Genomic DNA, 22,164 nt, shown 5'->3' with positions numbered 1-22,164 from the left:
AAGACACTCGAATGAGTGTCTTTTTTTATGTCTACTTCCACTTTATGCTTGAATTGGACTACACAACAAGCAGCTTGCGCTTGTTGTGAGAGGAGAAACATATGCAGTATATTTACAAAACTATGTTTTGTTCTATACGGAATATGTTTTGACGAGACGCCGACATTAAACAAACCACTCTTTTGAGTGGTTTATTTTTATATTTGCGTTTTAGTTAGGCAAACACTGTTCGCCCCTACGGGCATTCTTATAGACAACATTTTTTATGTGAAATTCATTCACATCCTTTTTTCGACATATTTCGTGAATAAATTGTATTTTATCTTAGCCCCACCATCTCCATAAGACACTAAAAATGATACAATTTTCAGTGTCCTGTTTTGTCTATTCAACAAAGAAATAAACCCCTCGGTTCAACCATGGGATAAAAATAATTGAAGCAGAAAGAATTGACTTAGTTATATATATTTGATAAAGTAAAATAGAAAAGATGTTTTATGGAGTTAACAATATGATTTCAATAGAAGAATACAAACAAAACCCGTGCGAAGCTTTGTCAATTCCATATTGGAAAGCAATTGATATAATTATTCCTGATAATATAAAAATCATTCATAACAAAAATTTTGATGAAACTTTATTTGAAAAATATAGTGATAAACAATACTTTAGGTTATTTCACAGACTAAATTATGTTCCTGACTTTTCAAATAATGATTTCACATATAAAATGTTGTCAAAAGAAAAAACAAATGAAGTTGCGGATATGATAAATGCTTCATATTCGCACACTGATGTATTTGTTTCTGCCGACTATATAAAAGGTCTTACTGAAACAAAGGTGTATTTCCCGGAGCTATGGATTGGTGCCTTTGATAACACTAAATTAGTAGGCTCGATTATATGTGATTTAGATACGAAGATTGGTGAAGGTATTGTTGAGTGGTTACAGGTTTTGCCGAAATATAGAGGGAAAGGAATTGCTTCTGTACTTGTATGCAAAGCATTAAATATATTAAAGCTAAATGCCGATTTTGCAACTGTATCAGGCGAATGCGATAATATTACAAACCCTGAAAGAGTTTACCGTAAATGTGGATTTACTGGTAATGATATTTGGCATATATTAACAAAACACTGATGAAAACGATAAATTGATAGAATTGTAATAGTCACAATGTATCAAATAAGAACAATAAATACATACCTATTGGCGTCTTTTATCTTGCGACCTTGCAAGGCTGAACACTGAAAATCAGGAAAATTAATTATAATTGCTCTATAATGTAATCACACGGAGAGGGGAAAAGCAATGGATTGGTTGACAGGAATACAAAATGCGATTAACTACATTGAGGAAAATCTTACAGAAAAAATCGACTATGATGAAGCTGCAAAGAAAGCAGCTTGCTCAAGTTTCTACTTTCAAAGAATTTTCAGTATTTTGTGCGGAATAACTCTTGGAGATTATATTCGCAACAGACGACTTACTCTTGCCGGAAATGAGTTGAGCGCAACTGATAACAAAGTGATCGATATCGCTTTGAAATACGGCTATGAAAGCCCCGAGAGTTTCACAAGAGCCTTTTCAAAATTTCACGGAGTTACACCTTCCGATGCAAAAAAAGATGGCTCTAAACTCAAATCCTTTTCTCCACTTTCCGTGAAAATAACATTAAGCGGAGGCAATATAATGGATTACAAGATTATCGAAAAGGCTGCATTTGACATCATTGAAAAGGTAGAAGCACATACCGTTGATAACTCTGAAAATGCGAAAAGCATTCCTGACTTTTGGACGAGATCACATAATGACGGTACGGTAAAAAAATTATTTGATGCTACAACTGACAGAACCTACATTTTCGGTATATGTTACGGAAATCTACCGAAAAATGCAAAAACATTTGATTATTCTATTGCGGCGAAATGCGATGAGAACACAACAGTACCAAAAGGGTTTAGAAAGAACACTATTCCTGCAAGAACTTGGGCAATATTTGAGTGTAAAGGCGCTATGCCGAATGCTATTCAGGATAAGTGGCACAAGATTGTTTCGGAATTTTTTCCTACATCGGGATATGAGCCAACCTATGAAATGGATATAGAAGCCTATACTGACGGAAATATGGGTAGCCCTGATTATCGCAGTGAGATTTGGGTTCCCGTAATTAAAAAGTATTGATGTTAGCATATATTTTTAATTGTTAAATATATTTTGTGGTGGTCACATTTTCAAGTGCATGGTCACATTTTTGGACAGGCGGTCACATTGTATCAAATATGCTGTACAAAGACATTTTCTTCGCAAAATTCACCTCCCCTTGTACAACAACAAGAGGAGGCTTTTTCTATTTCTTTAGGCGAACACAGTTCGCCCCTACGGTCGTTTTTTGTTTGGTGATAGGATTATTTTGGTTCATAGCTGTTTATTATATCTGTAATTGTGTTCTTATAAATGTTTCCATTGAGGACATTACCATTTGCTGAAAAACTGATTGTTTTGATGTCTTTTTTATCTTCAAGATAAGGATTATGAATTTTTTTGTTGTCAATGAAATATTCACCAAAATATTTTAATGCATTACCGCTTGCAAAGATTATATTTCCGTCTGATTGGTCTATGCCTATTTTATTAAATTCGGAAAGAATCTTTTTTGTTTTTTTGTTAAAACGATTGTTGTCGTTTGGACTAATAAGCCATGCAGGATGAGTTTGAATTGACACGCCGGTTTTAAGAATCTCTTTTGCAAATTCCATCACAATTTCCAAGGGTATGCTTTCCTGATGAAATGAATCAACAGAAAGTTTAATGATATTTGTACCGCTTTTGGCAAGCATTTCTGCTACTTGTTGTATTCTGTCAATTTTTTTGCTGAAGTAGCCATTTGTGATTAATTCTTTGTATTTGATTCCGCATTCTTTTGCGGCAGAATGAATTTCAAAAACAGTTTCGGGATATAACAAAGGCTCGCCGCCAAATGTCATTAGTGAATCAATTTTATAATCATTACATATATCATGTACAGCTTGAACTGCTAATTTGGTATCTATGTGTTCATTTGACACATGTTCGCCTTGCGAGCAATGTTTGCATTTACCTGTGCAGGAATTTGTAATTACAAATTCGATTCTGTTTATATTTTTTGTGTATTTATTCATTAAAGTTTCTCCATATAGATTATTACTTTATATAAACAATATCATATATAATTCTTGTTTTCAAGTTGACTTTATATAGTAGTATAAATATATGGACATCTTGTTTTTAATGTGTTATATTGATGTTAAGAAGGAGGAAATTGTTTATGAGCGTTAATTTTTACGACAGTGTGGATGACAATTTGCTGAAGTTTGCCGTTATTGTTGCTAAAAATAATGGTAAGTGGGTGTTTTGTAAGCATAAAGAGCGTACGACATATGAATGTCCGGGCGGTCACAGAGAACACGGTGAAGATATTGTTGAAACCGCAAGGCGAGAATTGGTTGAAGAAACCGGAGCGATTGATTTTGATTTGAAACCAATATGTGTTTATTCGGTTATTGATGAAAATAATTTTGACGGTTTGGAAACATTTGGACTTCTTTGTTATGCTGAAATTTCTACATTCGGTGAAATCGACAGCGAGATTGAAAAAATTGTTATGCTTGATGATTTGCCGGATAATTGGACTTATCCAAATATTCAACCGTATTTGATTAAAGAGATGCTAAATAGAAAGCATATTTGAAGTATGAAAAAAGTTGATTTTGATAAAATAGAACAATTTATGTTACGATATTGTGGCGATTCTTGTCACGACAGAGAACATATTTACAGGGTTTTATATAATGCTCTTGATATTGCAAAATGTGAAAGCAATGTGAATTTTGATATTCTCATTACATCGTGTTTGTTGCATGACATAGGCAGACTGGCACAATTAAATGACGGTAGCATTGATCATGCCGAATATGGAAGTGAAATTGCATATAATTGGCTAATTGAAAATAATTTTTCTGTCGATTTTTCGCTTAAAGTTGCAGAATGCATACGATGTCACAGATACAGAGGAAATAATATCCCAAAAACTATAGAAGCAAAAATTTTGTATGATTCCGATAAAATTGATGCTGCCGGCTTGATTGGAATTTCGAGAACATTGATGTACAAAGGTGCGATTAATGAGCCTATTTATTATGTTGTAAACGGTAAAGTCCAAAATGGATTTGACAAAACAAAAGAGTCGTTTTTTACCGAATATATACATAAGTTAAGCAAAGTTTATGACAAAATGTTGACTGCTAAAGGTAAAGAAAAAGCATATAAACTTAAATGCGAAGCGGAAGAATTTTATAATAAGTTATATGGTTATTTAGATAAATTATATATAAGTGGGAATGCGACGCTTGATAAATATTTGAAAGAAATATAGTTTAATTTTTCGAGGTGATTTTATGGCTATTTACATTGTTTTAACGGTGATTTTTCTTGTTTTCGGTATAATTTTTGCGTTCAATAAAGGCGATTTTTTGATTGCAGGTTTGAACAATTCCGAAAGCAATCAGAACGAGTATGATACTAAAAAAATCAACCGTATGTTTGCTGTGTTTTCTATTGTTGTTGCAGTAGTTTCGTTTATCGGAATATTTGTCAACAAAGACTTTTATATGGTTGGAATTCTGTTCCCGGTGGTTGTTGTAGGTGTTGTTCTTTTGGTTGTATTCTCCAACACAATTTGTAAGAATAAGTGAGTTTGATATGAAAAATTTAGTTGAAAATTTGAAGCAAAAAATAAATAATCGTACTCCTCTTGGCGAAATTGTTGACATATTTTGTGAGGAGTGCAGTGCTGACTTGCCTGAAAAGAACTTTCTGTTTGAAACGGGTTTGTATCAGTTCACCTGCGATGAGGAGTATTATTTTTCGCTCGTTTTGCAATACAAAGAGGGCGGTGACGAGTATGTTCAACTGCATACGGATGTTGTGTATCCGCCGAGTATGAAATACGAGGACTTTGCAAGCTGTGAGTGGATTGAAGACATAAATGAATTCAAGCAGTTTGTGCTTGCTTCGGAAGAATACATTTTGTTGCAAACCGAGGCAGTCTTTAAGGTTGATATTTATATTGAAGAAACATAAAAAATCTGTCTTATTTTAGGCTGTTGAGAAAGTTTCTGAATTTCGTTTTCTTGGGAAGGAAGATGTACGATGGTACCTCGACTGAGCAAAAAACGAAAAACGCCAAAAACACCGTAAGTATCAAACTTACGGTGTTTTTAAAATCCTTCCGTCAACACTTCGTGTTACCTCTTCTTGAATAACAAGCAGAGGCATAAGGCGTGTTTCAGGAACTTTATCAGCAGTCTTATTATTTAATAATTGTGCCCATTGTATTTGGCTTCATACCTGCTGCATTTGCTTCGTCTGTGTCGATGTGCATAGCAAGTGCATAGCTGTCGCTTACTCTGACAACAACATCACCGAAAGTGAGGTTTCTGCCGTTTGCCGAAGGGATTTCAACCGAAACGATTTGACCGTTTGTAAGACCGAATTCCTCTGCATCCTTTGTTGTTGCGTGGATGTGACGCTTTGCTGCGATAACACCGCAAGCAATTTCAACTTCACCGCACGGACCAACGAGTTTGCAAGTGCCTGAACCCTCGATGTCACCTGATTCTCTTACAGGAGCAACAACGCCGATTGAACGAGCGTCTGTGAGAGAAAGCTCAACCTGTGTTGCATTTCTGCACGGACCGAGAATTGAAACTGCAGGGAACTCACCCTTTGTGCCGACAACTCTTACTCTTTCTTCACAAGCAAATTGACCCGGCTGTGAAAGCTCTTTTTTAACTGTGAGCTGATAATCCTTGCCGAAAAGTGTTTCCAAATCTTCCTTTGACACATGAACGTGACGAGCGGAAATTTCTACTACTACCTGATTAGCCATAATTAATCCTCCAAAATTAATTTCTTTTTTAACAGCTATATTTTATACCATTTCATATTGTTTTTCAACACTTAATTTGTTATTATTTAAGAAGTATGAATTTATTTGAAAGAACGGTTGGTTTTATGTATAAAAATTGGAGTAAAAAGACGGCAAAAAGATTTTTAGCCGGCACTTTGATAACCTTTGTTGCATTTTTCGGACTGACTTTGATTTTGGTTGTTGCCGTTTCGGGCAGAGATGATATAAATATCGCAATGTCGTTTGGCGAAAAGGTGCTTTTGTCGATTATTTGTGCTCTTGTTCCCGTGTCGTCGCTTACAGGTTTTTGCGTGGGATTTATCAGAATCGATGAGTTGACAACAAAGCAAATTGTGCTTATGGTGGTGTTTTGCATACCTATGGTGGTGCTGTCGGTGCCTTTTGGCTTTGCAATGCTTGTTCCTACGGTGGTAAAGTGCCTTAAATTGCAACAAAATACTTGACAAATATAAATTATAATATATAATATATATTAATCGAATGTAAACCAAAGTGAGGTGAACCCAACGGGTTCGCTTCTTTTTATTGTAGGGGACTGCAAAGCGGTCCGAGGAGGTGTTAACTTGGCAAAGCCTACAACAGTGCAAAGGGTTGAAGAAATTATCAAGCCTTTTGCGGAAGAAATGGGATATGACATTTGGAACATTCAGTTTGCAAAGGAAGGCTCGGATTGGTATTTGCGTATTTTTATCGACAAAGACGGCGGAATAGATATGAACGATTGCGTTGATTTTACCCACGCAATATCAAAACCGCTTGACGAGGCAGACCCGATTTCTCAGAGCTATATGATGGAAGTAAGCTCACCGGGAGTTGAAAGAGAGCTTGTGAAAGACGAGCACTTTGAAAAGTATATCGGCTCACCCGTTATGATGAGGACAATCAGAGCGATTGACGGCGTTCGTGATTTTAACGGAAAACTTGTTAAATACGAAAACAAAGAAATTACCGTTGAACTTCAGGACGGTCAAAGCGTTACGGTTAACAAAAAAGACACTTCTTATGTTAAACTTGATGATTTTGATATAAATGATTTTTCACAGGAAATGTAATTTATTTTAAATTTTATACCGAAAGGATGAATAGGAAAAAATGATGAACAAAGAATTTTTTGAAGCAGTAAAAATGCTTACAGCTGAAAAAGGAATTCCGGAAGATTATCTTTACGAAAAAATTTCTGCCGCAATTATTGTTGCCGCAAAGCACGATTACAACGGCAAAGACATTGTACATTGCGACATTGACCCGGATAAAATGAGCATTAAGGTTTATGTAACCAAAAATGTTGTTGAAGAGATTGAAGACCCTGATACAGACCTCACTCTTGAGCAGGCTCAGCTTATTCGCAAGAGTGCAAAGGTCGGCAAAACAATTGATATTCCGCTCAAGACAAAAGATTTTGGCAGAATTGTTGCTCAAACCGCAAAGCATGTTATCCGTCAGGGTATCCGTGAAGCGGAAAGAGGAAAGATGCTTGAAGAGTTCCAGAGCAAGAACCAAGAGCTTCTTTCTGCAAAGGTTAACAAGGTTGACCCTGTAACAGGTAATGTTTACCTTGAAATCGGCCACAGCGAAGCTGTTCTTCCAAAGGCAGAGCAGGTTCCGGGCGAAACATTTGTTGAAGGTCAGATGACAAAGATTTTTGTTGTTGATGTTAAGGATATGGGCAAAGGTCCAAAGGTTATGATTTCAAGAACTCACCCTGGTCTTGTAAGACGCCTTTTTGAAACAGAAGTTCCTGAAATTTTTGACGGTACAATCGAGATTATGAGCGTTTCCCGTGAGGCAGGCTCCCGTACAAAGATTGCCGTATATTCAAAGGACGAAAATGTAGACGCAGTAGGTTCATGTATCGGTCCTAAGGGTCAGAGAGTTTCAAATGTTGTTGATGCTCTCGGCGGTGAAAAGATTGATATTGTTAAGTACAGCACAGACCCGGCAGAGTTTGTTTCTGCCGCACTTGCACCGTCCGATGTAATTTCCGTTGAAATTCTTGACGAAGAAGCAAAGTCTTGCAGAGCAACCGTTCCGGACGATCAGCTTTCACTTGCAATCGGTAATAAGGGTCAAAATGTTCGCCTTGCCGCAAAGCTTACATCGTGGAAGATTGACATCAAGCCTGAATCGGGTTTCTATGAGGGTGAGTCCGAAACTGCTCTTGAAGAAAGCGACAGCGAAGAATAATTATAACAAAGGTGATAGCTTATGAAAACCAAAAAAGTACCTATGAGAATGTGTACGGGCTGCGGCGAAATGTTTGACAAGCGTACACTTGTAAGAGTGGTTAAAGGCCCCGACGGAGAAGTCAGCCTTGACCTCACGGGCAAAAAAGCCGGCAGAGGTGCTTATGTTTGCAAAAACGCAGACTGCTTAAAAAAAGCAAGAAAAAAGCGTGCCTTTGAAAGAGCGTTTTCTATGAAAATAGAGGACAGCGTATACGATAAAATGGAAGAAGAAATTTCAAATGCCGAATAAAAAATATCTCTCAATGCTGGGAATGGCGAGAAGAGCGGGTAAACTCTCAATGGGTCACGATATGACGGTTAAATCCGTTATGGAACATAAAACCGACCTTGTGATTTTTGCATCGGATGCTTCAAAGCGACTCATTGATGAATTTGAGGTAAGCATACAAAAGTCAAAACATGATGTTGCCGTTAAAATCATTCCCGAAACGATAAACGACATCCACAGAGCTTTGGGCTACAAAGCGGGAGTTATTACGGTTAACGACATTAACTTTTCCGGCAGAATAAAAGAATTAATTAATCAGGAGGAAAACGAGTATGGTAATAAAGATTAAGGTTTCCGATGTTGCAAAAGACTTCGGAAAGCAAAACAAAGAAATTATCGAAGTACTTGACCAATACTGCGAAGGTCCTGCAAAAAAAGCTGCAACTGCACTCAGCGAGGATGAACTTAACATCCTTTTTGATAAACTTACACAAGCAAACAGCGTAAGCAATTTTGATAGCTACTTTGCACAGAAAAAGGCTGCTCCAAAAAAGAAGGCGGCACCTAAAAAGGAAGCAAAGAAAGAGGCTGACCCTAAGGACGATGCTAAAAACAAGAAGCGTCAGAGTCAAGCCGCTATTCTTCAGATGGCTGAGCAAGCCGCAAAGAGAGCGGAAGAAAAAGCAAAGAAAAAGGCAGAGCAGGCTCCTCAGGCAAGAACAAAGGGCGAGGCTCGCCACATTGATACAAGGGTTAACAATGTTGACCTTGAAAAGTATAATCAGAAGTACGAAGATATTTCTCCTGCAAATACAGTAAACGATTATCAGAAAAAGCAAAAGCTTAATCAAAAATCAAAGCAGTACAGAAAGAAGAAGCCTCAGGGTATGCACGCCCGTTCAAAGAAAGAAACAGAGGCACAGCGTCTTGCCCGTATTGCAGAGCAGAGAAAGAAGCAACAAATCAAGATTACAGTCGGTGACGAAATCACAGTAGGCGAACTTGCTTCACGTCTTCGTCTTGCCGCCAATGAAGTAATCAAGGCACTTATGAAACTCGGTATGATGGTATCGGTTAACGAGGTTATCGACTACGATACAGCCGAAATCGTTGCAACAGAACTTGGTGCAAAGGTTGAAAAAGAGGTTGTTGTTACAATCGAAGAGCAGATTATCGAGGCAGAGGACGAAAACGATGAAAACGCAGTTACACGCCCACCGGTTGTTTGCGTTATGGGTCATGTTGACCACGGTAAAACATCTATTCTTGATGCTATTCGTAACACATCCGTTACATCAACCGAAGCCGGCGGTATTACACAGGCTATCGGTGCTTATCAGGTAGTAACTCCTGATAAACAGGTTATTACTTTCCTTGATACACCGGGTCACGCCGCATTTACCGCAATGCGTGCAAGAGGTGCAATGAGCACGGATATTGCCGTTCTTGTTGTTGCCGCAGATGACGGTATTATGCCGCAGACTATTGAGGCTATCAATCACGCAAAGGCAGCAGGCGTAGAAATTATTGTTGCCATCAACAAGATGGATAAAGAGGGTGCAAATCCCGACAGAGTTATGCAGCAGCTCACAGAGCACGAACTTGTTCCGGAAGAATGGGGCGGCGATGTTATCTGTGTTCCTGTTTCGGCTAAAACAAAGATGGGTATCGACAAGCTTCTTGAAACAATTAACCTTGTTGCAGAAATGTGCGAGCTTAAAGCTAATCCGGACAGAACCGCAAAGGGTGTTGTTATTGAAGCAAAGCTTGACAAGGGCAGAGGCCCTATTGCAACACTTCTTGTACAAAACGGTACTCTCAATGCAGGTGATGTTATCGTTGCAGGTACAGCCGTAGGTAAGGTAAGAGCGATGGTTGACTGCCAGGGCAAAAAGATAAATTCGGCAGGTCCGTCTGTTCCTGTTGAAATTATGGGTCTTGACAATGTTCCTATGAGCGGTGACCTCTTCAATGCCGTATCGGATGAAAAACTTGCCCGTCAGCTTGTTGAACAGCGTAAGGCGGAGGCTAAGGAAGAAGAATTCAAGGCATTCCAAAAGGTTACTCTTGACACATTGTTTGACACTCTCCACGAGGGCGAACTCAAAGACCTCAATATCATTGTTAAGGCTGATGTTCAAGGTTCGGTTGAAGCTGTTAAGCAGTCACTTCTCAAGATTGAAAATGACGAAGTTCGAGTTAAGATTATCCATGGCGGCGTAGGTACGGTTAACGAAAGTGATGTTATGCTTGCAAACGCATCAAATGCTATCATTGTAGGCTTTGCTGTAGGCGTTGACCCAATCGCACAGGAAAGTGCAAACCGTGACGGTATCGAAATCAAAACTTACGATATCATCTATGACGCTATTGAAGATATTGAAAACGCTATGCGTGGTATGAGAGCACCTAAGTATCGTGATGTAGACACAGGTGCCGCAGAAGTTCGTGAGGTCTACAAAATTTCTTCGGCAGGTACTATTGCAGGTTGCGTTGTTACATCGGGTAACATCAAACGTGGCGGTAAGATTCGTGTTATGAGAAACGACAAGCAAATTGCCGATGTTGATATTGCAAACCTCAAGAGATTTAAGGATGAAGTTAAGGAAGTATCATCGGGTTATGAATGCGGTATCAGCCTTGCAGGTTTTGATGACATTCAGGCAGGCGATATTTTTGAGGCTTACATTGTAGAAGAATACAGAGATTAAGACTGTTGACAAAGCCAAATAAAGCTTTCTTAACAGTCGTAGGGAGGATTTATGGCAGGATACAGAATAGACAGAATTACAGAAGATATAAAAAGAGAACTTATTGCTATTCTCCGTGAGGTCAAAGACCCGAGAGTAAGCGGTATGCTCACGGTTGTTAAGGTAGATGTCAGCAACGATTTAAGCTATGCAAAGGTGTACATCAGTGCTCTTGAGGGCGTTGAAAAGGCTAAAGAAGCGGTTAAAGGCTTAAAGGCGGCACAGGGATTTATTCGCGGTCGTCTCGGCTCATCGCTTCACCTTCGCAAAACACCCGAGCTTCGCTTTGTTGCGGATGATTCTATCGAAAAAGGAATGGAGCTTTTTGATAAGCTAAAGGGTATAGAAGCTAAAAATGAAGATTAATGTTGAAAAGTGTGCAGGTTTGCTCAAAAAAGAGGATTGCTTCACAATTCTCTGCCACGCTCATCCTGACGGTGATACCTTGGGAAGCGGATACGCACTGCTTCGTGCTTTGCAAAAAATGGGCAAAAAGGCAAAACTTATTTGTGATGATCCTATTCCGACAAAATATGAATATCTTTATAACGACATAGAGGTTCAGGAGTTTGACGAAAAGTATATTATTGCTGTTGATGTTGCTACGGAAAACCTTCTCGGCGGACTTCAGAACATCTATGGCGGAAAAGTGGATTTGTGCATCGACCACCACGGCACGAATACAAATTACGCAAAGTATTTATTGCTTAATGCGGATGCGGCGGCAAACTGCGAAATTATACTTAAAGTTATTAAAGCACTCGGTGTTGATATTGACAAAAAGATGGCTGACTGCCTGTATACAGGTATAACAACAGACACAGGTTGCTTTAAGTATTCGTCGGCAACATCAAACACTTACCGTTCTGCGGCAGAGCTTATTGACCTCGGTGCGGATAACGGCTATATCAACCGTGTTATGTTTGAAACAAAGACGAAAAAATTTGCCGCTTTGGAGCGTCTTGCCATTGAGGGTATGCAGTTTTTCCTTGATGAAAGAGTGTGCATTCTTACCGTAACGAATGAGATGTACAAAAAGACAGGCACCACAGAACTTGACACGGAACCGTTGCCTCCGCTTACCCGTCAAATTGAGGGCGTGGAAATCGGTTTAACTATCCGCGAAAAGGCAGACGGTACCTGCAAATGCTCAATCAGAACATACGAGAGCGTAAATGCGGCAGAACTTGCGGCGGCTTTCGGTGGCGGAGGTCACAAGCAGGCGGCGGCTTGCAGATTTGATTGCGATGTTAAAACCGCAACAAAAAAGCTTGTTGAAAAATCAAAGGAATTATTGCACATATGACGGGAATAATTTGTGTAAACAAAGAAAAAGACATAACCTCTTTTGGCGTTGTTGCAAAACTTCGAGGCATAACAGGCGAGAAAAAGGCGGGCCATACAGGAACTCTTGACCCGATGGCAACAGGTGTTTTGCCTGTGATGTTCGGCGGAGCAACAAGGTTTTTGAATTTTTTGCCCGACAGCGACAAGGGCTACCGTGCAACCTTTAAACTCGGCTTGACAACGGACACCTTGGATATTACCGGTGAGGTGACTTCGCAAAGCGAGGTTGCGGTTTCGGTTGATGATGTCAAAAAGGTGATGCGTGATTTTGTCGGTGTTATAGATCAAATTCCGCCTATGTTCAGTGCAAAAAGCGTGGACGGAGTGCGTCTTTATGACCTTGCAAGAGAGGGCAAAACCGTGGAGCGTGAAGCGTGCAAGGTTGAAATCAAGGAACTTGAATTGGTTGCTTTTGACGACAAAGAGCACACCTATCAAATTGATGTCCTTTGCAGTAAGGGCACCTATATCCGCTCGCTCATTGACGATATAGGCAAAAAACTCGGTTGCGGTGCGGTTATGACAGAACTTGTTCGCACAAAGGCAATGGGCTTTGATTTGTCGGATTGCGTAACTTTGGCAGAACTTCAGGAGCGTAAGGACAGCGGCAAAGGTTTTGATGATGTTCTTATCGACATTGAAAGAATGTTTGATTGCTACAAAAAGGTGAGAGTATCTCCTGCACAGTCTACAAGATTTTTCAACGGCGGAGCACTTGATATTAACCGAGTGCAAAAGAATATTATGCCTGATGAAATATGTGCGGTTTACAGTGATAAAAACGAATTTTTAGGATTGGGACAAAGACAGGGTGAGGAACTAAAGGTTCTTCGCATTTTGTCCGTTAGAGAATAATGAATACAGACAATAACAAAAAGCAGAGAATTGCGGTTGCGCTCGGCGATTTTGACGGTATGCACCGTGCACATCAAACCGTTACCACCGGTGCCGAAAAAGTTATAATTTTCTGCGTAAACAACAAATTTTCACTTCTTCAAAAAAGTATTTTTGAAAAGCGTTATCCAAATGCCGTTTTTGCGTCTTTTGATGATATAAAGAATTTGAGCGGCGAGGAATTTATTGACAACATTTTGATAGGCGGATTTCACGCAGGAATTGTTTTGTGCGGATTTAATTTTAAATTCGGCAAAAACGCATCGTGGAACGCTATGGATATGAGAAAGTATCTTGAGGCAAAAGATGTTTGGGTGCGTATTTTGGAACACCTTGACTACAAGGATTTGCCGATTAGCTCAACGAGAATCAGAGAATGCGTAAAAAACGGCGAGATTAAAGACGCAAATGAGATGTTGGGCTATAATTTTACATTTGAAAATGAGGTAATCGGCGGTGACCAAAGGGGCAGAACAATCGGATTTCCAACCATAAATCAACATCTGCCGAACGGACTTGTTGTGCCTAAGTACGGCGTGTACGAAAGCAGAACCTTTGTTGACGGCAAGGAGTACAAGTCCTTTACAAACATCGGAATTCGCCCTACCTGGAGGGTTGACAAGCCGCTTTGCGAAACTCATATTTTCGATTTCAGCGGCGACCTTTACGGCAAAACCGTGAGGGTAGAACTTATCGATTACAAACGAGAGGAAAAAATCTTCAAAAATGTTGAAGAACTCAAAAAACAACTTGATTATGACAAAAGCAGTATTATTTGATTTTGACGAAACTTTGCAGGACAGAACAAAGGCTTTTGAAAAATACGCTTACGCTTTTCTTGATGAATTTTTGCCCGATTTGTCGGCAGAAGAAAGAGAAAAACGCAAAAGGGATATGGAGGACACAGGCAACGGCGGTTATGTCAACCGTGTTGAATGGTGTACCGAACTTATAAAAATGTGGGGATGGGAAAACGCTCCCGACCCGACTGTTCTTGCAAATCACTATGATGTCAATTTCGGTGATTACAATGTTATATTTGAAAATTCCGTGCCGCTTCTGAGGGAACTTCGTGCAAGGGGTTACCTTACGGGAGTGATTACAAACGGACCGTCAATTCTCCAAAATCACAAAATGGATATGAGCGGACTTCGTCCGTTGTGCGATATTGTGGTTGTAAGCGGTGACGAGGGCGTGCATAAGCCCGACCCACGACTTTTTGAGATTACGGCTGAACGACTCGGAGTGCAACCGAGCGAATGTATTTATGTCGGCGATCACCCGATTAATGATATTCAGGGTGCACTTTCGGCAGGTATGAGGGCAATCCGTATGAACTTCGGTTGGTTCAAGGACAAGGATTTGCGTTCCGATGTGCCTGTGATTACCGATATTATTGATGTGTTAAAATATGTATAGAATTACAACAGCTTCCCTTGTTTCGGCATTTAGGGGAGCTGTTGTGTTTTTTTGCGACTGTGGGGAATGATTGTTTTCGTAACAGTCAATTAATATTCTTTTTACAGTAGATTTAAAATTTGTTCTTTGTCAATTCGTATTTTGCGGGTATTATAAAGTCAAAGGTTAGGAACGAACCTTATAATACAACCAAAATACAGAAAGGAAAATGAATATGTTAGATTACATTTCAGGACAAAAAGGAACAGGAAAAACAAGAATGTTGACCGAAACCGCAATTTACACAGCTCAGCAAAGCAAGGGCAATGTTGTGTTTGCCGAATACGGAAGTAAAACTTCAAAAATTCTTCCTTTGTCGGTCAGACATATTGATTTGAAGCAGTATGATATAACATCTGCATGGCAGTTGTACGGCTTCTTTGCAGGAATTTGTGCCGGAAATTATGACATAACCGATATTTTTGTTGATGCAACAAATTGTGACGATTTTTGTAAAAATTCTAACATTGACGACTTCATTGATATATTAAAAAACCTTTCAAACAACACCGGCGTTGATATTCACCTTGCGTTGAGCGACGAGTACAGCGAGGAAGTATCGTATATTGATGTTGCATAAATAATTTGAATTTTTCATTTTTCTCCATACAATATATAAAAAGGACCGCTTCACTGTAAAAGGTGAAACGGTTCTTTTTTCTTAAATGTCAGCCGATTATTCAAGTATGCTCATTGCATACGCATTTTCAATCGTTGTGCCGAAGATGATGTTTTCAATATCCTGTGCGGTTTCGTAGTCGGCACTCATTTTGTGGGTTACAAAATGATATGGAATGTTGAGCGATTTTGCAAATTCCTTTGCATTGTCGGGCACGGTTGCAGAGTGGTACATTTCAATAAGCACCTCATCAACATTATCAAGATTGTAAGCACCCAAATCCATTGAAACATAGGGCTTTATTATCAGTACATTTTTGTTGCTGATTTTTTTCTTGCCTGTCGGAGCAGGGTAGTGAGAAATAGCCCTGAACTCGTCATTGATGTCGGCACTTGTGATGCAGTTTGCCCTTTTTATTCCGTTATACGAAACATACACTCCGCTTTTGCCGCTTAACAGATGAGCAACGGCGGCATCAAAATTAGCCTTTGCGTTGCTCAGCGGATTTTCAACAGGTTTGTCGGAGGCAACAAGAACAATGTTTTTGTCGGCAAACGCATTGGCAATAATAGCCGATGTAAACGCAAGAGTGTCGCTTCCGTGGAGAATGATTACGCCCTTGTATTTTGAAAAATCAATGCTGTCAAGGTAATTTATCAGTTTCTGCCAAAGTTCTTTTGTCATATTTTCGCTGAGCACCTTGAACGGAGAAATGCCTTCAAATAACACATTTTTGTGTTCCGTAACGCTTAGGATTTTCAGGCAGTTGTCGTCAAGCGAAATGCTCTCGCCTGCAACACTCCCGATAGTTCCGCCCAAGCCGATTACAAGAATTTTATTCATAAATCTCGCCTTTGTCAAACTTAATGTTAAGCTCTGTGCCGTCCTTGCACTTGATACCTTTTGCATAACCCGACCATTCCTTTGGAATTGCACCTCTTACGAGCATTTCGGCAATGCCTGCCGCAACGCCGAAGTTGCCGTCAATTTGAAACGGCGGGTGGGCGTCAAACATATTCGGATAGCTTCCGCCTCCCGGACGCTTCAAACCTCTCGGATTGATTGGTCGAAGTTGATTTTTGATGAGCTTCAATGCGTTTTCAGCCTCATCAAGCCTTGCCCAAAGGCAAACTTTCCAGCCGAGTGCCCAGCCTGTGCCGTCAAAACCACGCTTCAAAAGTGATTTCTTTGCAGCCTCTCTGACTTTGTTTGGCTGTTCAACAGCCGACGGATAAACGCAGTAAAGATGGCTCACATGGCGGTGAGTGACTTCTGTTTCGTCGTATTCCTTAGCCCATTCGTTGATTCTGCCGTCAGAACCGATAGGGATATTTGGAATTTCAGGAGTGTCAAAACCGAATTCCTTGCAGTTTTGGAAGAATTCCTGAAGAATACCGATGTCCATTGTCGGCATATATGTCAAACAACCACGCTGACCGTTGTCGTTGAAAGTGTTTTCGGGTGAACTTGACGGACAGGTAACCAAATTGCCCTCAAATTCAAAGAGATAATCTTTGTAGAAATTGAGCACCTTTTCAAAATACGGCTTCATTTCTTCAAACAAAAGCTCGTCTTTTGTGTAGCGATAGTGCTCAAAAACTTCGTTGAGCATCCACGGAAGTGAACTTTGCCAATAAGCGTAACTTTCGGCATCTGTTTTGCCGATTGGGTCGCCGGCAGGATAGCTTGCACCCCAGATGTCACTGTTGTGGTGTGCAACCGAACCGCCGCAGTTGTAGTAATCTTTTGCAGTTGTTTCACCGTTTATGCACATTTTTTTGACTTGTTCAAAGAACGGGTCAAAACATTCCGAAAGGTTGCAAATATCCGTGCACCAGTAATTCATTTCGGTGTTGATGTTTGTTGTGTAGCTTGATGACCACGGAGCACGCAAATGAGGGTTGAATATGCCCTGAAGCGTCATTGCCTGTGTGCCGGAACGAGAACAGCAAATAGTGAGGTATCTGCCGTATTGGAAAAGAAGCGCAATAAGATTGTTGTCATCCGCACCTTTTTTGAATTGCTTTAATCTTTTATCTGTCGGAACATCTGCTCTCTCACTGCCAAAATCAACATCAACTCTGCTAAACAGTTCGGAAAAATCATCTGTGTGTTCACGCAAAAGTTCATTGTAAGGTCTGATGTTTACAAAATATTCCTTTGCCTTTTCAAGCGGGTCACCCTCCGGCATTGATTTGAAATCAACAAAGTTTGTTGCAAGCGACACCAAAAGAGTGAATTCTGTTTGGTTTGTAATCACTATTGCATCATCGTCAAAGGTTGCCGTGCCAAGTACCTTGACTGCACCCGCAAAACTCATTCCGCCTTCGCCATAATCAAACACATTGCCCGTGTTGTAGTAAGGCGGCATACAAATCTCGGGAGCTTTGCCCTCGATAACAAGCATATCCTCATCCGTATAACACTTGTGATGAAGTTTGCTGAAAAGCTGAACTCTTGCACTTATCGGTTCGTTTGCCTTGACATTAACCACCAAAAGCTGTGACGGACAGCTTACAAAAACCGTTTGAGTGAGCAAGTCGCTTTTTGTGATTGACAAGCCCTTTTCAAGGTCGAGTGTACGCTCGTAACCTTTTTTGGTTGATTTTGAATATTCAATGTTAAGGTCGCCGAACGGAAGATAAGCCTCGCTCCAGTGACCGTGAAAATCTCTGTTTGCAATTTCTTTTGCCGTTTTGCGGTCGCTCGACAAGATGGCTTTTCTGAGCGGCTCAAGGTATTTGCCGGAATCTTTTTTGTTCAAATCCTTTGGATAACCCGACCACAGGCTGTCCTCATTGAGGGCAATTCTTTCTGTTTTTAGGTTGCCAAACACCATTGCACCTATTCTGCCGTTGCCGACAGGAAGTGCCTCCTCCCAAGCCTTTGCTTTTTTCTTGTAAAATAAAATATTTTTCATATCTTATACCTCACATATTATTAATATTATTTTATTATATATAACATTATATTTCAAGACTTTATTGACAAATAGGTATTTTGGTGTATAATCAAGTAGAAATGGCTTAAATCAAACGGAATCGGGTGAGAATCCCGAGCAACCGCCATTACCGTATTTGATGAAGATTTTGCAATGCCATCGGTAAAACGAGAAGGTGCAAAATCAAGCTTTGCTATATCATAAGTCGGGAGACGAGTTTTAAGCTTAATTTTCGCTTTTGGGCAACGGGAAAGCAAGAAAATACAGTATAGTACGGGATTACTATACCCTTTTGCATTCTCTGTCTACACACAGAGTTTTTTTGTTTATAAGGAGGTAAAAATAATGAAAAAACTGTTATCAATTTTGTTATCGGTTGTTATGATTTTCTCGGCAGTAGTTCCGTTTACTGCTCTTGCCGAAACGGCAAAAATCACAACAGCAGAGGCAACAGCTGTACAAAGCAGCGTAAATTCCGATATTAAAGGAGCAATTAAGTTCCTAAATATTGAACAAACCGTGGCAAATTCTTACACTGTTCACACACTTGCAAAGGCAGGCGGAGATGTTTCAACATATCTCACGGCACTTGATGCAAATCTCAAAGCCAACAACGGCAAGATTATGGCAAGACAGCAGAACGAAACCGCAGACAGCGAAAATCTTGTTTACTATGCCGTTGCCATTGACATTTTGACAATCGCAGGCAAAGATGTAACAAACTACAACGGCTACAATCTTAAAGAAACATTTGAAAATTTTGCAAAAACAAATCAAACCGTTTCAAATCCGTATTTTTACAGATGTATCATTGAAGCTTGCGTGAATATCAAAAACGATGTTTTGGGCTTGGCATTTGCAAATCAAATGGCACAAAGCTACAAAATCGGTTCGGGCTTTGATTATTACGGCTGTTCATGTGATAACACGGCAATGTTTGTTGCATCGGTTGCACCTTACAAACTTGCTCTTTCCGAAAAGGTTAACGATGCACTCAAATTGATTGAAAAGTACAAAAAAGACAAGGGCTACTATTCGGACGATAAGTATACAACAAGCGAAAATGCTGATTCTACAGCATATGTAATTATGGCTTATTCTTCCGTAGGTGAGTATGATTATGCTTACAACGCATACAAACTTCTTGTTTCAAACTTTGAAAGCAAAACAAATGACGGTGTATTTTTGGCACTTGATTGGAACACAGGAGCGTTGGCAGAAAACACATATGCAACAACAGATGTTTTGAGAGCACTTCCGTATTTTGACGCAACTCAAATTTATCATAATTTTAACACAAACGGCATTTGCACCGTTTGCGGCTCAAAGAAAACGGCTTCTCCGACTCAAAATGTTCCAAAGCCTGCAACCAAACCTACAAAGCCTTCAACTTCTCAAACAACAACTTCGGCATCAAAACCTGCAAAAACAAAGGTTCAAAAGATTTCAACAGGTAAAAAGTCAATCACGGCACAGTGGAAAAAAGTTGCCGGTGTTTCTGCTTATCAGGTTCAAATCGCAACAAACAAGAAGTTCTCAAAGAACAAAAAGACCTTCAAGGTAAGCAAAAAATCAACAAAGGTTAAGATTAAAAAGCTCAAAGCTAAAAAGGTATACTATGTTCGTGTTCGTTCATACAAAATAAAGAACGGCAAAAAGGTATACTCAAAGTGGTCAACCGTACGAAAGGTTAAAACTAAATAATTAAATCCAAATTAAGGCTCCTCTTGTTGTAAGGTGATTCCCCCGTTAATCGGGGGAAATGTCTGCAACGCAGACAAAAGGGGGCGTCTACGCAGTAAAGCTGTCGCACTTTATGTGCGACTGAAGGGTTAAATCAAAATGCTCACTTTTGTGACCGAATGAATAAAATCGGTCAAAAGTGGGCATTTTTATTTTTGTAATAGTGTAATTTGAACAACAAAAGGAGCAAATTTATGCAAATGTGCCGAAAGTTATTGATTGCTATTGACCGAATTTGATTGAATTGCTATAATTCAAGTAGAAAGTGAACCCGAGGTGATTGAAAATGCTTACACAGGAAAGACGACAAAAAATTTTAGATTTAGTACTTCACAAAGGCTCGGCAAGTGTAACAGAGCTAAGCCAAGAATTTGACACCTCGGAAAGTACAATCAGGCGAGATTTGGTAGCACTTTCAAATTTGGGAAAGCTAAACAAGGTACACGGCGGTGCAACGGTTTTATCTCAGGAATTTGTAAATAACGAGGATAATAACGAAGAAAAGTTTTTGAAAAACATCAATGAAAAAACCTTGATTGCCAAATATTGCGCAGAGCAAATCAATGATGACGACTTCGTTTTTTTGGACGCAGGCACAACAACCTATTTGATGATAGATTATCTCGAGGGCTCAAAGGCGACTTTTGTCACAAACGGAATTTCACATGGCAAAAAACTTGCACAGGTTGGTTGCAAAGCATTCATTGTCGGCGGCGAGGTTAAGGCGACTACGGATGCAATTATAGGTCTTGCGGCGGCAAAAAATTTGCAAAAGTACAACTTTTCAAAGGCGTTCATCGGCACAAACGGAGTCAGCGAAAAGCAAGGCTGTACAACTCCGGACACCGATGAGGCGATGCTGAAAGCGGTTGCTGTTGAAAAAAGCTTTGTCACTTATGTGTTGGCAGACAGTTCAAAATTCGGCAAGGTTTCGGCGGTGACTTTTGCACCGATTGATGCGGTTTGTATTGTCTGCGACAAATGCGATGACGAGGCAATTAAGGAACGAACGGTTATAAAGGAGGTAGTGTGATATGGTTTATACGATTACATTGAATCCGGCACTTGATTATGTTATGAAAGTCGGAAAACTCAGGTATGACGACATAAATCGTTCTGTGAGTGAGGAAATTTATTACGGCGGAAAAGGCATTAATGTGTCGGTGATTTTGACAAGGCTCGGTGTTCACAACAAATCACTCGGTTTTGTGGCAGGCTTTACGGGCAGAAAGCTTGAGCAAATGCTTGTTGAGGAGGGCATTGATTGTGATTTCAACAGGCTCAAAGAAGGTCAAACCCGAATCAATGTCAAGATAAAGGCAGACACGGAACTTGATGTAAATGCACAAGGTCCTGACATCAGCGAACAGGAAATCGGCGAGCTGATGGAAAAACTTGACGACATCAAAGAGGACGACTATTTGGTGCTTGCAGGCTCAATACCAAGCACTTTGCCCGATGATATTTATGAGAGAATTTTGGCAAGATTGCAAAAACGAAATGTCAATTTTGTGGTTGACGCAACGGGCGATTTGCTGAAAAATGTTTTGCCTTACAAACCGTTTTTGGTAAAACCTAATCATCACGAACTCGGCGATTTGTTCGGAGTTGAAACAAAAACCGAGGAGGATATAGTTAAGTATGCCAAAAAAGTTCAGGAAATGGGCGCAAGAAATGTGCTTGTTTCAAGGGCAAAGGACGGAGCAATGCTGATTGACGAAAACGGCAAGGTAACAACATTCGGCAATGTTGACGGTAAGGTGGTCAATTCAGTAGGTTGCGGCGACAGTATGGTTGCAGGCTTTGTTGCCGGATATATCAACAAAAAAGATTATGCCTATGCACTTAAATTGGGTGCGGCGTGCGGCAATGCAACCGCATTTTCAGAGGAACTTGCAACAGCAGATGAAATAAAACATATTTTTGACATTATGTAATTAGAGCATTTAAAAAATGCTGAAAATATAAAATAATTTATCGGGAGGG

Annotated in this window: 25 protein-coding genes and 1 riboswitch; of the genes, 21 read left to right on the top strand and 4 right to left on the bottom strand. The window is 39.8% G+C overall.

Features of this window, described 5'->3' with window-relative positions:
* The first annotated feature begins 511 nt into the window (after positions 1 to 511).
* Together Q0E08_RS06550 and Q0E08_RS06545 are read left to right on the top strand one after the other, a co-directional pair.
* Complete coding sequence (locus Q0E08_RS06550; RefSeq protein ID WP_294778187.1) at positions 512 to 1,141, top strand: GNAT family N-acetyltransferase; 630 nt, start codon at positions 512 to 514, stop codon at positions 1,139 to 1,141.
* 171 nt (positions 1,142 to 1,312) lie between these two features.
* Entirely contained in the window at positions 1,313 to 2,185 is an 873-nt protein-coding gene (locus Q0E08_RS06545) for an effector binding domain-containing protein (RefSeq protein WP_294778185.1), read from the top strand.
* 224 nt (positions 2,186 to 2,409) lie between these two features.
* On the opposite strand, the gene Q0E08_RS06540 is transcribed toward Q0E08_RS06545, so the two are convergent.
* Positions 2,410 to 3,162 (bottom strand): radical SAM protein, encoded by a 753-nt coding sequence (locus tag Q0E08_RS06540; RefSeq protein WP_294778183.1) that lies wholly within the window; start codon positions 3,160 to 3,162, stop codon positions 2,410 to 2,412.
* Between the two features lie 146 nt (positions 3,163 to 3,308).
* Between Q0E08_RS06540 and Q0E08_RS06535 the strand changes: the two genes are divergently transcribed.
* From Q0E08_RS06535 to Q0E08_RS06520, 4 genes are read left to right on the top strand one after another with little or no spacing between them, the layout of a single operon-like run.
* The gene (locus Q0E08_RS06535; protein WP_294778181.1) at positions 3,309 to 3,731 is read left to right on the top strand and encodes an NUDIX domain-containing protein; all 423 of its coding nucleotides are present in this window, start codon (positions 3,309 to 3,311) and stop codon (positions 3,729 to 3,731) included.
* A gap of 3 nt (positions 3,732 to 3,734) precedes the next feature.
* Complete coding sequence (locus tag Q0E08_RS06530; RefSeq protein ID WP_294778179.1) at positions 3,735 to 4,415, top strand: HD domain-containing protein; 681 nt, start codon at positions 3,735 to 3,737, stop codon at positions 4,413 to 4,415.
* A 22-nt stretch (positions 4,416 to 4,437) separates the two neighbouring features.
* Positions 4,438 to 4,734 (top strand): DUF3784 domain-containing protein, encoded by a 297-nt coding sequence (locus tag Q0E08_RS06525; protein ID WP_294778177.1) that lies wholly within the window; start codon positions 4,438 to 4,440, stop codon positions 4,732 to 4,734.
* Positions 4,735 to 4,741: 7 nt separating this feature from the next.
* Entirely contained in the window at positions 4,742 to 5,122 is a 381-nt protein-coding gene (locus Q0E08_RS06520) for a hypothetical protein (protein WP_294778175.1), read from the top strand.
* Positions 5,123 to 5,351: 229 nt separating this feature from the next.
* On the opposite strand, the gene pduL is transcribed toward Q0E08_RS06520, so the two are convergent.
* On the bottom strand, positions 5,352 to 5,930 hold the full coding sequence (gene pduL / locus Q0E08_RS06515) for a phosphate propanoyltransferase (protein WP_294778173.1): 579 nt from the start codon (positions 5,928 to 5,930) through the stop codon (positions 5,352 to 5,354).
* Between the two features lie 125 nt (positions 5,931 to 6,055).
* Here pduL and Q0E08_RS06510 point away from each other — a divergent pair, with 125 nt between their 5' ends.
* From Q0E08_RS06510 to Q0E08_RS06455, 12 genes are all read left to right on the top strand, one after another.
* Positions 6,056 to 6,415, top strand: coding sequence for a hypothetical protein (locus tag Q0E08_RS06510; protein ID WP_294778171.1), 360 nt, complete (start codon positions 6,056 to 6,058; stop codon positions 6,413 to 6,415).
* A gap of 120 nt (positions 6,416 to 6,535) precedes the next feature.
* The gene (gene rimP / locus Q0E08_RS06505) at positions 6,536 to 7,024 is read left to right on the top strand and encodes a ribosome maturation factor RimP (RefSeq protein WP_294778169.1); all 489 of its coding nucleotides are present in this window, start codon (positions 6,536 to 6,538) and stop codon (positions 7,022 to 7,024) included.
* A gap of 40 nt (positions 7,025 to 7,064) precedes the next feature.
* Positions 7,065 to 8,156, top strand: coding sequence for a transcription termination factor NusA (nusA, locus tag Q0E08_RS06500; RefSeq protein ID WP_367118527.1), 1,092 nt, complete (start codon positions 7,065 to 7,067; stop codon positions 8,154 to 8,156).
* Between the two features lie 21 nt (positions 8,157 to 8,177).
* Complete coding sequence (locus Q0E08_RS06495; protein ID WP_177662498.1) at positions 8,178 to 8,447, top strand: RNase P modulator RnpM; 270 nt, start codon at positions 8,178 to 8,180, stop codon at positions 8,445 to 8,447.
* Positions 8,437 to 8,775, top strand: a complete 339-nt coding sequence (locus Q0E08_RS06490) for a ribosomal L7Ae/L30e/S12e/Gadd45 family protein (protein ID WP_294778166.1) — start codon at positions 8,437 to 8,439, stop codon at positions 8,773 to 8,775. Before Q0E08_RS06495 ends, Q0E08_RS06490 begins: the two co-directional genes overlap by 11 nt.
* Positions 8,759 to 11,137 (top strand): translation initiation factor IF-2, encoded by a 2,379-nt coding sequence (gene infB / locus Q0E08_RS06485; protein ID WP_294778164.1) that lies wholly within the window; start codon positions 8,759 to 8,761, stop codon positions 11,135 to 11,137. The genes Q0E08_RS06490 and infB overlap by 17 nt, the downstream gene beginning before the upstream one ends.
* Before the next feature lie 51 nt (positions 11,138 to 11,188).
* Positions 11,189 to 11,542 (top strand): 30S ribosome-binding factor RbfA, encoded by a 354-nt coding sequence (rbfA, locus tag Q0E08_RS06480; RefSeq protein ID WP_294778162.1) that lies wholly within the window; start codon positions 11,189 to 11,191, stop codon positions 11,540 to 11,542.
* Positions 11,532 to 12,482 carry a bifunctional oligoribonuclease/PAP phosphatase NrnA gene (locus Q0E08_RS06475; protein ID WP_294778160.1) on the top strand — a complete coding sequence of 317 codons (951 nt, stop codon included), beginning with the start codon at positions 11,532 to 11,534 and terminating at the stop codon, positions 12,480 to 12,482. Before rbfA ends, Q0E08_RS06475 begins: the two co-directional genes overlap by 11 nt.
* Positions 12,479 to 13,378 carry a tRNA pseudouridine(55) synthase TruB gene (truB, locus tag Q0E08_RS06470; RefSeq protein WP_294778158.1) on the top strand — a complete coding sequence of 300 codons (900 nt, stop codon included), beginning with the start codon at positions 12,479 to 12,481 and terminating at the stop codon, positions 13,376 to 13,378. Before Q0E08_RS06475 ends, truB begins: the two co-directional genes overlap by 4 nt.
* The gene (locus Q0E08_RS06465; protein ID WP_294778156.1) at positions 13,378 to 14,196 is read left to right on the top strand and encodes a riboflavin kinase; all 819 of its coding nucleotides are present in this window, start codon (positions 13,378 to 13,380) and stop codon (positions 14,194 to 14,196) included. The genes truB and Q0E08_RS06465 overlap by 1 nt, the downstream gene beginning before the upstream one ends.
* The gene (locus Q0E08_RS06460; RefSeq protein WP_294778154.1) at positions 14,174 to 14,836 is read left to right on the top strand and encodes an HAD family hydrolase; all 663 of its coding nucleotides are present in this window, start codon (positions 14,174 to 14,176) and stop codon (positions 14,834 to 14,836) included. The genes Q0E08_RS06465 and Q0E08_RS06460 overlap by 23 nt, the downstream gene beginning before the upstream one ends.
* Before the next feature lie 214 nt (positions 14,837 to 15,050).
* Positions 15,051 to 15,455, top strand: a complete 405-nt coding sequence (locus Q0E08_RS06455) for a hypothetical protein (protein ID WP_294778152.1) — start codon at positions 15,051 to 15,053, stop codon at positions 15,453 to 15,455.
* Positions 15,456 to 15,551: 96 nt separating this feature from the next.
* Here the strand turns inward: Q0E08_RS06455 and Q0E08_RS06450 are convergent, their stop codons facing one another.
* Positions 15,552 to 16,337, bottom strand: coding sequence for an asparaginase domain-containing protein (locus Q0E08_RS06450; RefSeq protein WP_294778150.1), 786 nt, complete (start codon positions 16,335 to 16,337; stop codon positions 15,552 to 15,554).
* Positions 16,330 to 18,414: a glycoside hydrolase family 95 protein gene (locus tag Q0E08_RS06445; protein ID WP_294778148.1), complete on the bottom strand. Its 2,085-nt coding sequence runs from the start codon at positions 18,412 to 18,414 to the stop codon at positions 16,330 to 16,332. The genes Q0E08_RS06450 and Q0E08_RS06445 overlap by 8 nt, the downstream gene beginning before the upstream one ends.
* A gap of 71 nt (positions 18,415 to 18,485) precedes the next feature.
* A riboswitch (cobalamin riboswitch) is annotated at positions 18,486 to 18,672 on the top strand.
* 108 nt (positions 18,673 to 18,780) lie between these two features.
* Here Q0E08_RS06445 and Q0E08_RS06440 point away from each other — a divergent pair.
* The 3 genes from Q0E08_RS06440 (at position 18,781) to pfkB (ending at position 22,115) form a co-directional block, all read left to right on the top strand.
* On the top strand, positions 18,781 to 20,139 hold the full coding sequence (locus tag Q0E08_RS06440) for a fibronectin type III domain-containing protein (protein ID WP_294778146.1): 1,359 nt from the start codon (positions 18,781 to 18,783) through the stop codon (positions 20,137 to 20,139).
* Positions 20,140 to 20,464: 325 nt separating this feature from the next.
* Positions 20,465 to 21,211 (top strand): DeoR/GlpR family DNA-binding transcription regulator, encoded by a 747-nt coding sequence (locus Q0E08_RS06435; RefSeq protein WP_294778144.1) that lies wholly within the window; start codon positions 20,465 to 20,467, stop codon positions 21,209 to 21,211.
* 1 nt (position 21,212) lies between these two features.
* Positions 21,213 to 22,115, top strand: coding sequence for a 1-phosphofructokinase (gene pfkB, locus Q0E08_RS06430; protein WP_294778142.1), 903 nt, complete (start codon positions 21,213 to 21,215; stop codon positions 22,113 to 22,115).
* Positions 22,116 to 22,164: the final 49 nt, after the last annotated feature.

It is taken from the genome of uncultured Eubacterium sp. (genome assembly GCF_934561735.1).
Taxonomy (GTDB): domain Bacteria; phylum Bacillota; class Clostridia; order Oscillospirales; family Acutalibacteraceae; genus Eubacterium_R.
The sequence above is the reverse complement of the archived record's forward strand: the minus strand, read 5'-3'. Positions and strand labels throughout refer to the sequence as shown.

Bases quoted from the DNA above. Each gene is read 5' to 3' on its own strand.
- Q0E08_RS06550 (WP_294778187.1), top strand. From the start codon at position 512: ATGATTTCAATAGAAGAATACAAACAAAACCCGTGCGAAGCTTTGTCA.
- Q0E08_RS06545 (WP_294778185.1), top strand. From the start codon at position 1,313: ATGGATTGGTTGACAGGAATACAAAATGCGATTAACTACATTGAGGAA.
- Q0E08_RS06540 (WP_294778183.1), bottom strand. From the start codon at position 3,162: ATGAATAAATACACAAAAAATATAAACAGAATCGAATTTGTAATTACA.
- Q0E08_RS06535 (WP_294778181.1), top strand. From the start codon at position 3,309: ATGAGCGTTAATTTTTACGACAGTGTGGATGACAATTTGCTGAAGTTT.
- Q0E08_RS06530 (WP_294778179.1), top strand. From the start codon at position 3,735: ATGAAAAAAGTTGATTTTGATAAAATAGAACAATTTATGTTACGATAT.
- Q0E08_RS06525 (WP_294778177.1), top strand. From the start codon at position 4,438: ATGGCTATTTACATTGTTTTAACGGTGATTTTTCTTGTTTTCGGTATA.
- Q0E08_RS06520 (WP_294778175.1), top strand. From the start codon at position 4,742: ATGAAAAATTTAGTTGAAAATTTGAAGCAAAAAATAAATAATCGTACT.
- pduL (WP_294778173.1), bottom strand. From the start codon at position 5,930: ATGGCTAATCAGGTAGTAGTAGAAATTTCCGCTCGTCACGTTCATGTG.
- Q0E08_RS06510 (WP_294778171.1), top strand. From the start codon at position 6,056: ATGTATAAAAATTGGAGTAAAAAGACGGCAAAAAGATTTTTAGCCGGC.
- nusA (WP_367118527.1), top strand. From the start codon at position 7,065: ATGATGAACAAAGAATTTTTTGAAGCAGTAAAAATGCTTACAGCTGAA.
- Q0E08_RS06495 (WP_177662498.1), top strand. From the start codon at position 8,178: ATGAAAACCAAAAAAGTACCTATGAGAATGTGTACGGGCTGCGGCGAA.
- Q0E08_RS06490 (WP_294778166.1), top strand. From the start codon at position 8,437: ATGCCGAATAAAAAATATCTCTCAATGCTGGGAATGGCGAGAAGAGCG.
- infB (WP_294778164.1), top strand. From the start codon at position 8,759: ATGGTAATAAAGATTAAGGTTTCCGATGTTGCAAAAGACTTCGGAAAG.
- rbfA (WP_294778162.1), top strand. From the start codon at position 11,189: ATGGCAGGATACAGAATAGACAGAATTACAGAAGATATAAAAAGAGAA.
- Q0E08_RS06475 (WP_294778160.1), top strand. From the start codon at position 11,532: ATGAAGATTAATGTTGAAAAGTGTGCAGGTTTGCTCAAAAAAGAGGAT.
- truB (WP_294778158.1), top strand. From the start codon at position 12,479: ATGACGGGAATAATTTGTGTAAACAAAGAAAAAGACATAACCTCTTTT.
- Q0E08_RS06465 (WP_294778156.1), top strand. From the start codon at position 13,378: ATGAATACAGACAATAACAAAAAGCAGAGAATTGCGGTTGCGCTCGGC.
- Q0E08_RS06460 (WP_294778154.1), top strand. From the start codon at position 14,174: ATGACAAAAGCAGTATTATTTGATTTTGACGAAACTTTGCAGGACAGA.
- Q0E08_RS06455 (WP_294778152.1), top strand. From the start codon at position 15,051: ATGTTAGATTACATTTCAGGACAAAAAGGAACAGGAAAAACAAGAATG.
- Q0E08_RS06450 (WP_294778150.1), bottom strand. From the start codon at position 16,337: ATGAATAAAATTCTTGTAATCGGCTTGGGCGGAACTATCGGGAGTGTT.
- Q0E08_RS06445 (WP_294778148.1), bottom strand. From the start codon at position 18,414: ATGAAAAATATTTTATTTTACAAGAAAAAAGCAAAGGCTTGGGAGGAG.
- Q0E08_RS06440 (WP_294778146.1), top strand. From the start codon at position 18,781: ATGAAAAAACTGTTATCAATTTTGTTATCGGTTGTTATGATTTTCTCG.
- Q0E08_RS06435 (WP_294778144.1), top strand. From the start codon at position 20,465: ATGCTTACACAGGAAAGACGACAAAAAATTTTAGATTTAGTACTTCAC.
- pfkB (WP_294778142.1), top strand. From the start codon at position 21,213: ATGGTTTATACGATTACATTGAATCCGGCACTTGATTATGTTATGAAA.